The organism is Streptomyces sp. NPDC000878 (assembly GCF_053599695.1).
On record NZ_JBSFMT010000146.1, the window covers coordinates 1 to 8,161 of the forward strand.

10 protein-coding genes are annotated in these 8,161 nt (G+C 72.2%); 4 read left to right on the forward strand and 6 right to left on the reverse strand.

The features are described 5' to 3' along the window. Positions 1–208 (reverse strand): hypothetical protein (locus ACWDR4_RS49190; protein ID WP_450418642.1); only part of this gene is annotated, 208 nt, incomplete at its 3' end. On the opposite strand from ACWDR4_RS49190, the gene ACWDR4_RS49195 reads away from it, so the two are divergent. From ACWDR4_RS49195 to ACWDR4_RS49205, 3 genes are all read left to right on the forward strand, one after another. Beyond that, positions 207–1,382, forward strand: coding sequence for a fructose-specific PTS transporter subunit EIIC (locus ACWDR4_RS49195; protein WP_450418628.1), 1,176 nt, complete (start codon positions 207–209; stop codon positions 1,380–1,382). The two genes, ACWDR4_RS49190 and ACWDR4_RS49195, sit on opposite strands and share 2 nt — an antisense overlap. Positions 1,383–1,611: 229 nt before the next feature. After that, the gene (locus ACWDR4_RS49200; protein WP_450418630.1) at positions 1,612–2,325 is read left to right on the forward strand and encodes a hypothetical protein; all 714 of its coding nucleotides are present in this window, start codon (positions 1,612–1,614) and stop codon (positions 2,323–2,325) included. Between the two features lie 9 nt (positions 2,326–2,334). Further along, positions 2,335–2,613 carry a barstar family protein gene (locus ACWDR4_RS49205; RefSeq protein WP_450418631.1) on the forward strand — a complete coding sequence of 93 codons (279 nt, stop codon included), beginning with the start codon at positions 2,335–2,337 and terminating at the stop codon, positions 2,611–2,613. Here ACWDR4_RS49205 and ACWDR4_RS49210 read toward each other — a convergent pair. The 4 genes from ACWDR4_RS49210 to ACWDR4_RS49225 all read right to left on the reverse strand — a co-directional run bounded on the left by ACWDR4_RS49210 (position 2,591) and on the right by ACWDR4_RS49225 (position 6,130). Continuing rightward, positions 2,591–3,805, reverse strand: coding sequence for an ATP-binding protein (locus ACWDR4_RS49210; RefSeq protein WP_450418633.1), 1,215 nt, complete (start codon positions 3,803–3,805; stop codon positions 2,591–2,593). The two genes, ACWDR4_RS49205 and ACWDR4_RS49210, sit on opposite strands and share 23 nt — an antisense overlap. Then, the gene (gene cseB, locus ACWDR4_RS49215; protein WP_450418635.1) at positions 3,802–4,482 is read right to left on the reverse strand and encodes a two-component system response regulator CseB; all 681 of its coding nucleotides are present in this window, start codon (positions 4,480–4,482) and stop codon (positions 3,802–3,804) included. Before cseB ends, ACWDR4_RS49210 begins: the two co-directional genes overlap by 4 nt. A 70-nt stretch (positions 4,483–4,552) precedes the next feature. Further along, entirely contained in the window at positions 4,553–5,017 is a 465-nt protein-coding gene (locus ACWDR4_RS49220; RefSeq protein ID WP_450418636.1) for a hypothetical protein, read from the reverse strand. A gap of 138 nt (positions 5,018–5,155) precedes the next feature. Further along, complete coding sequence (locus ACWDR4_RS49225; RefSeq protein WP_450418638.1) at positions 5,156–6,130, reverse strand: anti-sigma factor RsbA family regulatory protein; 975 nt, start codon at positions 6,128–6,130, stop codon at positions 5,156–5,158. 329 nt (positions 6,131–6,459) lie between these two features. Here ACWDR4_RS49225 and ACWDR4_RS49230 point away from each other — a divergent pair, with 329 nt between their 5' ends. Further along, the gene (locus ACWDR4_RS49230) at positions 6,460–7,194 is read left to right on the forward strand and encodes an ANTAR domain-containing protein (protein WP_450418639.1); all 735 of its coding nucleotides are present in this window, start codon (positions 6,460–6,462) and stop codon (positions 7,192–7,194) included. A 35-nt stretch (positions 7,195–7,229) separates the two neighbouring features. On the opposite strand, the gene ACWDR4_RS49235 is transcribed toward ACWDR4_RS49230, so the two are convergent. Further along, positions 7,230–7,994, reverse strand: coding sequence for a class II aldolase/adducin family protein (locus ACWDR4_RS49235; protein ID WP_450418641.1), 765 nt, complete (start codon positions 7,992–7,994; stop codon positions 7,230–7,232). Positions 7,995–8,161 lie beyond the last annotated feature (167 nt).

Below are 8,161 nucleotides of genomic sequence, written 5' to 3' on the forward strand. Positions count from 1 at the left end.
AGTTGAGGTCACCCGGGCGACCCAGCAAGCGGGCCACGGCGACCGGCAGGGTCGGATTGTCGGGCCGCGCGATGAACACGGTCGCCCCGAACTCGGCAGCCCCCAGAAGGATGGGACGGGTAGGGGCGGCGGGGGCGAGAAAAAGGCACCCCACCCGCACCCCCGCGCCCCAGCAGGCGCACCCCGCCTCCCCGTCTGGAGCCACCATGCCCCACCCCCGCAAGCCCACCCGTCCGCGCCCGGACGGCATACCGACACCACCCCTCGGTTTCCGGACCGCCCGCTGGCTGGCCGCCGGCGTCCCCTGGTTCGCCCCCTTCACCGCGATCGCCGCGACGATGAGCGTCCTCGCCCTCGCCATCTCGGGCCCGGACCTCACCGACACGGCCGACCGGATCCTGGCCGCCGCCGACTGGACCCAGCCCCACACCTGGGCCGCGCTGCTCCTCAAACTGGGCGCCAGTGGGCTCAGCTTCCTGCCCGTGGCCGTGGCCGGCCACCTCGCCTACGGCATGGCCGGCCGACCGGCGCTGGTCCCCGGCCTCCTCGGCGGCATGGCGGCCCTGGGCGTCCAGGGCGGCATCCTCACCGGCCTGCTCGCCGGTCTGCTCGCGGGCGCGGCCACCATGGCGCTGCAGCGGATTCCGGTCCCGTCGGCGCTGCGCGACTTCGCCCCGACCGCGCTCGTCCCCCTGCTGGCCACCCTCGTCACCGCCGCGGTGATCATCGCGTTCGCCGGGGAGCAGCTGACCGCCCTGACCGGGTGGCTGCACGGGAAACTGGTGTGGCTGGAGTTCCACCACCTCGTACTGGCCGGCGTGGTCCTCGGTGTGATGGTCTGCTGCGACCTCGGCGGCGCGATCGGCAAGTCCGCCATCGCCTTCGGCACCGTGGGCGTGAGCGGGTTCGACACCTCGAAGTTCAACCCGACCGACATGACCATGATGGCCGCGGTGGTCGCGGCCGGCATGGTGCCCCCGCTCGGCCTGACCCTCGCCACCCTCGTCCGCCGCCAGGTCTTCACCGCGCCCGAGCGCGCCTACGGCAAGGTCGCCTGGCTGTTCGGCGCCGCCTTCGTCCCCGAGGGCGCCGTCCCCTTCGCGCTGGCCGACCCCCTGCGGGTGATCCCGGCGGGCATGGCCGGCGGAGCCGTCACCGGCGCCCTGGTCATGGCCTTCGGTACGACGATCACCGTCCCGTACGGCGGCTTCCTCGCCCTCGGTGAGACGGGCAGGCCGCTGCTCTTCGCGCTCGCCGTCGCCGCCGGAGTCCTGGTCACTGCCGCGACGGCCGTCGCCCTCAAGAGCCTCGGCGGGCAGTCCGCCCCGCGCCCCGCGAGCCCCGCCGTCAGGGTCCGCCGGAAGGTGTCCGTCGCCGGCTGAACCCCGTACGACCACGAAAGAGCGGCCCCGACGAAACGGGGCCGCTCTTTCGTGTCGGCGTGCCGAAGGGGATGCCGCGTCCGTGTAACAGCAGTAACGGCCGTACGTCGTTTCCGGCGGCCATGTGTGATCCGGCCGCCGGACCACCGAGACCTTCGCCCGGTCTTCTAGGGGTCGGCCGGGAGCGCATCGCCCCGGCGGACACCCGAGAACAGACCAGGGAGCCACCATGTCCCCTTCTTTCGAATCCTCCGAATCCTCCGAATCCTCCGGATCTTCCGGGCGGAGCCTGTCGGCCCGTCTCCGCGCCCGCGCCCGCAAGGTCGCCGTCCCGGCCGTGCTGCTCGGCCTCACCGTCGGTGGCGTCGGCCTGTCGGCCACCGCGCACGCCGCCGAGGGCCCCAGCTGCGCCAGCGTCCCGGGCCAGACCTGCCCCGCCCCGGGCCCGGCCGCGGACCCCCTGCCGTCGCGCGGCTCGCAGCCCGCCGGCGTCTCCACCCAGCAGTGGCGGGGCGCGACCACCGCGGCCACCTTCTGGGGCAACGAGGGGATCAGTACGGCGTCCGGCGACCGCTACCACCTCGTGATGCGCGGCCAGACCGGCTACCCCGGACAGGGCTGGCCCGGCAACACGAGCACGAACGCCCGTGCCTGGTACCACTTCGAGACCGGCAGCAGCTGGCGCCCGGAGCACCACTACATCGTCTACGGCGGTGTGTTCCAGGACCGCGACCACCGCATCGAGAACCTGGAGGAGTCCCACCACGTCACGCAGAACAACGCGAGCGGCTCGAACGCCGTCTACCGCGAGTACGACGTCAACTCCTGGAGCACCGCCACCGCCAACCGAGGCAGGGAGCGCATCGTGCGCAACGTCCGCAACGGCCATGTGTACGCGACGTTCGACCACTACGGCTCCTTCCACTACCTCGGCCGCTGGTAGGAGGACGTCATGACCGAGGGTCCCGAGGTCCGCGGCAGCCGCTGCCGCACCACCCTCGACCTGTTCGCCGAGTGGGCCGAAGCGCTCGGTTTCCCGGACTACTTCGGGCACAACTGGGACGCCTTCGAGGAGTGCCTGTTCACCGTGAGCCCCCTCACGGTCGTCGTCCGGGACGCCGACCAGCTGCTCGTGGACGAGGACCCGCGGCAACTGGCGACCTTGCTGGCGATCGTCGACACGGTCTCCAAGGAGGCCGGCTTCACACTCAGGACGGATCAAGCAGGGTGAGAACCGCCTCCGCCCCGCCTTCCGGATGGTTCCGGAAGGCGAGGCGGGCGCCCAGCAGCCGGGCCTGGCCGACCGCGATCGTCAGTCCCAGGCCGGTTCCGGTGCCCGGTGCGGTCGTACGGAAGCGCTGGGGCCCGGAGGTGTGCAGGACCGCGAACAGGTCGGGCGGGAAGCCGGACCCGTGGTCGCGGATCCGCACCACCGGGCCGTCCACCTCGACCTCGACCGGCGCGGCACCGTGCCGCAGCGCGTTGGCGGCCAGGTTGGCGAGGACGCGTTCGACGCGGCGCGGGTCGGTTGTCACGACCGTGTCCCGGACCACCCGGACCTCCACCTCCGCCAGTCCCGCCACCGCCCGCCGGGCCATCGCGCTGACCTGCCGCTGCTCGGTCTCCAGGATGGCCACCTGCGCGTCCAGACGGGCCACCTCCAGTACGTCCTCGACCAGCCCGCGCAGATTCCGCACGGCCCGCCCGACCAGGTCCGAGGCCGGTCCGGGCGGCAGCAGCCCGACCGCGGTCGCCATGCCCGCGACGGGGGTGCGCAGCTCGTGCGCGATGTCGGCGGTCACCCGGCGCTCGGCCTCCAGCCGGGCGCCGAGCGCGTCCGCCATCGTGTCGACGGCGGCGGACAGCCGCGCGATCTCGTCCCGGCCGTCGGGGCGTACCCGGGCGTCGAGGTCGCCGTTCGCGATGCGTTCCGCGGTGCGGGCGGCGGCCGTGGCCCGGCGGCCCATCCGCACCCCGAGGAACAGGCCCGCCAGGGACACCAGGACGGTGGCCGCCGTGCCCACGACGGCCAGTGTCCGGTCCAGCTTGGCCAGCGACCGGGACTCGGGGGCGTAGGACCGCGACAGCGCGAGCACCTCACGGTCCGAGACCCGGGTCGCCGCCCACAGCACCGGGCGTGCGCCGTCCCGCAGATACGTCACCCGGACCCCGCCCCGCACGGCCTTCGCCAGCGGGGCCGGCAGGTCCGGCGGGTCGATCCGCGCCGGTGACTTGCGGGCCGCGGCGTAGTCGTACGCGGCACTCATCAGCCGCTGGTCCAACTCCCCTCGGGCCGTGGCGAGTTGGTCCGCGGCGGTGAGACGGTGGACCAGGACGCCGACCACGCACGACACCGTCACGGCCGCGGCGGCCACGGCGAGGGCGACCTTCGTACCGACGTGCGCGCCGGGCGTCCGCCTCATGCGCGCAGCTTGTAGCCGAAGCCGCGCACCGTCTCGATGCGGTCCCGGCCGATCTTCGCGCGCAGCCGCTGCACATGGACGTCCACGACCCGGGTGTCGCCGGACCAGGCGTAGTCCCACACCCGGTCCAGGAGCAGGTCCCGGGTGAGCACGGTGCCGGGCGAGGCGGTGAACTCCCGCAGCAGCTTCAGCTCGGTCGTGGTCAGGGTGAGGAGCCGCCCGTCCCGCCGTACGTCCAAGGTCACCGGGCAGAAGGCCAGGTCGCCGAAGTACTGGGCCGACGACGTCCCCGGCGACCCGGGCGACGGCTCGGCCGGTGCCGCGCGCCGCAGCAGCGAACGGATCCGGGCGACCAGGACCGGGCCGTCGAACGGCTTGGTCACGTAGTCGTCGGCGCCCGCCTCCAGGCCCATCACCACGTCCACCGGGTCGTTGCGCGCCGATATCAGCAGCACCGGCACACCGGACTCCTCACGGATACGACCGGCCAGACTCACCCCGTTGAGCCCCGGCAGCATGATGTCGAGCACCGCGACATCGGGCCGGCGCTCCCGGAACAGGGCGAGCCCGGTGACGCCGTCGGCCGCCGCACGGACCTGGTACTCGTGCCCCTCCAGCAGGAGCCGGGTGGCCTCGCGGATCATCTCGTCGTCCTCGACGAGCAGGATGTCGGGCATGGGCGTCCCTTCGGGGGTGGGCAACGTTGTCAGGGCTTCTTTGTCTTCGTTGCTTCTTTGTCTTCGCTGGTCAGGGCTTCGGTACATGCAGCCGGACCCGGCTGGTGTCCTCGGCCCAGCCGGGCGCCGGCGGGTGGATCGGGGTGACGGACGCCCGGCCGTAGTACGCCGCGTACTGGCGCTCCACCAGTCCGCTGAAGGCGATCGAGACGGGGAAGCTCTTGTAGTCGTGGTGGGGGCAGCCGCCGGCGCAGGCGAAGTCGACCACCGTGGCCGTCGCGGTGGCCCGGGGGGAGCCCCAGCCGTGCCACTCCACGCCGTACAGCACGGTGCGGCCGGTCAGGTCCATCACGTCCGGGTGCTGCCAGGCGAGGGACTTCCAGTCCAGCACGTACACCGGTCCCGACCAGGGGATCCGGGACGGGGCCGGTCCCTCGACGCGCACCCCGCCGTCCGCCGCGCCGCATCCGGAGAGGCAGGCGAGCAGACAGGCGGTGAGCGAGGCGACGCCCAGCACCGAACGACGACGAGCCATGGACGTATCCCCCGTGCGATGAGTGGTCCACCGGAAATAGTGCATGTCGTTACATGAACGATTGGTCAAATCCACCCGTGATGTCCGCAACAGCAACCTGTGAAACCTTGCGGCGCGATCGTGCGTCCCCGGGGTCGGCTAGCGACCGATACCGATACCGATACCGATACCGATACCGATGTAGATGCGGACGGCCGTACCGCCGTCGTCGGTGTGAATCCGGACGAGGTCCGTGACGGTGTGCACCAGGAGCAGGCCGCGACCGCCCCGCTGGTCCCGGGCGGCGGGGCGGCGCCCGGCGAGCGGATCGGTCAGCCGCCCGCTGTCGCGGACCTCGCACACCACCTGCGAGTCCTCGCCCCAGATCCGCAGGGTGCCGGAGCCGCCGCCGTGCACCACGCTGTTGGTGGTCAACTCGGCCACCGCCAGGGCGAGATCGTCCAGGCGTACGCCGGACAGGCCCAGCCGCGCCGCCCGCGCGACGGCGAAGTGCCTGACGACCGGCAGCTCGTCGATGCCGAAGAGCTGGGGCTCGGCCGTCGCGGGAGCCGCCGGGAACGGCCGGTTGTAGCGGGCGATGACCTCCCCGGGCGCGTACGACGGACTGGGCCGCTGAATGCCGCCGGAGACGATCACGGGGTGGGTGGCGTACGCGTCGGTGAGCACCTGCTCGTCGAGGCGCTCGGCGTCGTACGGGCACAGGATGGTCACGTCACGGCCCTGGAAGGCCAGGTTGATCAGCGCCTCGTGCTGCACGCACGCCGGGTACTCGACGCTGCTGCGGCCGGGCCAGATCGGCTCGCCGATGATCCGTACGTGGGTCCGGGGGTGGGCGTCGGCGAAGGCGCGCAGCACGCGCGGGATGATCCGGCCCGGGTTGCGGCCCGCCTCGGTCATGTCGACGAAGTACACGGACTCGGCGTCCCCGTCCAGGCTCTCCCTGAGCAGGGCCAGCTGCCGGCCGGGCACGGCGACCGCCACCGGCTGACCGGCCTTCAGCCCCTCGCGGACGAAGGGCACCGTGCCGTCCAGGTACTCCTCCTCGCCCCGGTAGAACAGGGCGGGATGCGCGAACGGCTCGGTGCTCGGCTCGGCGGCCTGCGTGACAGTCATCGCGCCACCACCTCGGACATCTCCAGATGCCGCACGAGGGCATTCACCTGCCGCAAACTGTCCACCCGCCCACTCTGGTACTCCGGTTGTACCTCCTGTATCCCGCCCCAGTATTGCGCTGCGCCTGCCCCGCAGGGGCACGGATACACGCACCTACCGCGGGCGGGCGGCCCGGGAACGGGTTCCGAATCTCCACGCCGGATCCGGAGTAGGACGTACCGGACGGGGAAGAAGCGGGTGCACAACGGCCGCGGGCTACGCCAGAGTCGCGCAGTGCAGTACGGCGCGGACCCCGACAGAGCATCTAGACCGAGACCCGAGGTGAGTACATGTCTGCCCCCACCGCTCTTCCGCTGTTAGCGTCCGGCGCCGACGGGCCGCTGACCATTCGCACCGAGACCCGCGGCACCACCGCGGTCCTGGTGCCGAGCGGGGAGATCGTCCACGGCTGCACCACGGTGCTCGACCCTGTCCTGGGCAAGCTTCCCGAGGGGACGGACGAACTGGTCCTGGACATGGCGGAGGTCACCTTCATGGACACCGCCGGACTGCAGTTCCTGGAGCGCCTGGAGGACTACAGCGGCCTCGCCGGCATCTCCTTGCGGACCGTCGACTGGACCGGCCAGCCCCGCCGCATCCTGGAGATCACCGGCCTGTCGGTGCCGGCCGCCGCAGCCGACCCCGCCGGGCCCGCCTCCGAGCCACCACCGCCGGACACCGGCCAGCTCCTCGCCTCGCTGCGCTCCGACCAGGGACTGTCGGCGGTGGCCGCGGAGCGGGCGGAACAGGTGGAGAGGCTCCAGGAGCAGGTTCAGCAACTCCAGCAGGCCATCGAGTCCCGCCCGGTCATCGACCAGGCCCGGGGCATCCTCATGGCCGTCGAGTCCTGCACCGCCGACCAGGCCTGGGACACCCTGCGCGACGCCTCCCAGCACGCGAACACCAAACTCCGCGACGTCGCCGAGGCCCTGGTCACCGTGAGCACCGGCGGCCCCGCACCCACGGAGCCCGTACGCACGGCACTGCGGGACGCGGTGGAACGCAGGCAGCGGCGCGTGCCCTGACCGGAACGCGGACGAGTGCCGCCTCGGTCAGTCCTTCAGTCCTTGTAGTCGGGGGCGATGCGCTCGACCAATCGGAGGAGCGCCGACCAGGCCAGGTCGTACGCCTTGTCGTCCTGGAGGTCCGAGGTGTCGTCCTCGCCCGTGAGCTGGCGGGCGGCGAGTTCGCAGATGTCGGGGGCGGGGGTGACGAGCGGGGTGCCCGCGGCGGTCGCCGTGGTCTGGATCTCGCAGGCCTTGTCCAGGTAGTACATGCGCAGGAAGGTCTGGGCCGGGGTCTCGCCGACCGTGAGCAGGCCGTGGTTGCGCAGGATCATCGCCGGGTGACCGCCGAGGTCGGCGACCAGGCGCCGCTGTTCGGCGAGGTTGAGGGCGACGCCTTCGTAGTCGTGGTAGCCGAGCCTGCCGTAGAACTCCAGGGAGATCTGGTTCAGGGGGAGCAGACCGTGCTCCTGGGCCGCGACGGCGCAGCCGGCCCTGGTGTGGGTGTGCAGGACGCAGTGGGCGTCGGACCGGGCCGCGTGGATCGCGCTGTGGATGACGAAGCCGGCGGGGTTGACCGGGTGGGGGCTCTCGCCGACGGGGTGGCCGGTCAGGTCGATCCTGACGAGGTTCGACGCGGTGATCTCCTCGAAGAGGAGCCCGTACGGGTTGATCAGGAAGTGCTGCTCCGGGCCCGGGAGCCGGACGGAGATGTGCGTGAAGATCAGGTCGGTCATCCGGAAGTGCGCCACGAGGCGGTAGACCGCGGCGAGTTCGCGGCGCAGCCGCAGTTCTTCCGGGGAGACGGCGGGGGCGGACATGGGGACCTTTCGATGAGGTACGGCACGTGCGGGTGCGGGTGCGGGTGCGGGTGCGGGTGCGGGTGCGGGGTGGGGGGGTGCCTCTATGTCTTTCGTCAAGGCACTCCTGTCGGGTTTGGGGTGGTTCGGGGTTGCTGAGGTTATGCGGCGAGCTCGACGTCCTTCGG

Excerpts from the sequence above, each read along its gene's own strand:
- ACWDR4_RS49195 (WP_450418628.1), top strand. The coding sequence starts at position 207 with ATGCCCCACCCCCGCAAGCCCACCCGTCCGCGCCCGGACGGCATACCG.
- ACWDR4_RS49200 (WP_450418630.1), top strand. The coding sequence starts at position 1,612 with ATGTCCCCTTCTTTCGAATCCTCCGAATCCTCCGAATCCTCCGGATCT.
- ACWDR4_RS49205 (WP_450418631.1), top strand. The coding sequence starts at position 2,335 with ATGACCGAGGGTCCCGAGGTCCGCGGCAGCCGCTGCCGCACCACCCTC.
- ACWDR4_RS49210 (WP_450418633.1), bottom strand. The coding sequence starts at position 3,805 with ATGAGGCGGACGCCCGGCGCGCACGTCGGTACGAAGGTCGCCCTCGCC.
- cseB (WP_450418635.1), bottom strand. The coding sequence starts at position 4,482 with ATGCCCGACATCCTGCTCGTCGAGGACGACGAGATGATCCGCGAGGCC.
- ACWDR4_RS49220 (WP_450418636.1), bottom strand. The coding sequence starts at position 5,017 with ATGGCTCGTCGTCGTTCGGTGCTGGGCGTCGCCTCGCTCACCGCCTGT.
- ACWDR4_RS49225 (WP_450418638.1), bottom strand. The coding sequence starts at position 6,130 with ATGACTGTCACGCAGGCCGCCGAGCCGAGCACCGAGCCGTTCGCGCAT.
- ACWDR4_RS49230 (WP_450418639.1), top strand. The coding sequence starts at position 6,460 with ATGTCTGCCCCCACCGCTCTTCCGCTGTTAGCGTCCGGCGCCGACGGG.
- ACWDR4_RS49235 (WP_450418641.1), bottom strand. The coding sequence starts at position 7,994 with ATGTCCGCCCCCGCCGTCTCCCCGGAAGAACTGCGGCTGCGCCGCGAA.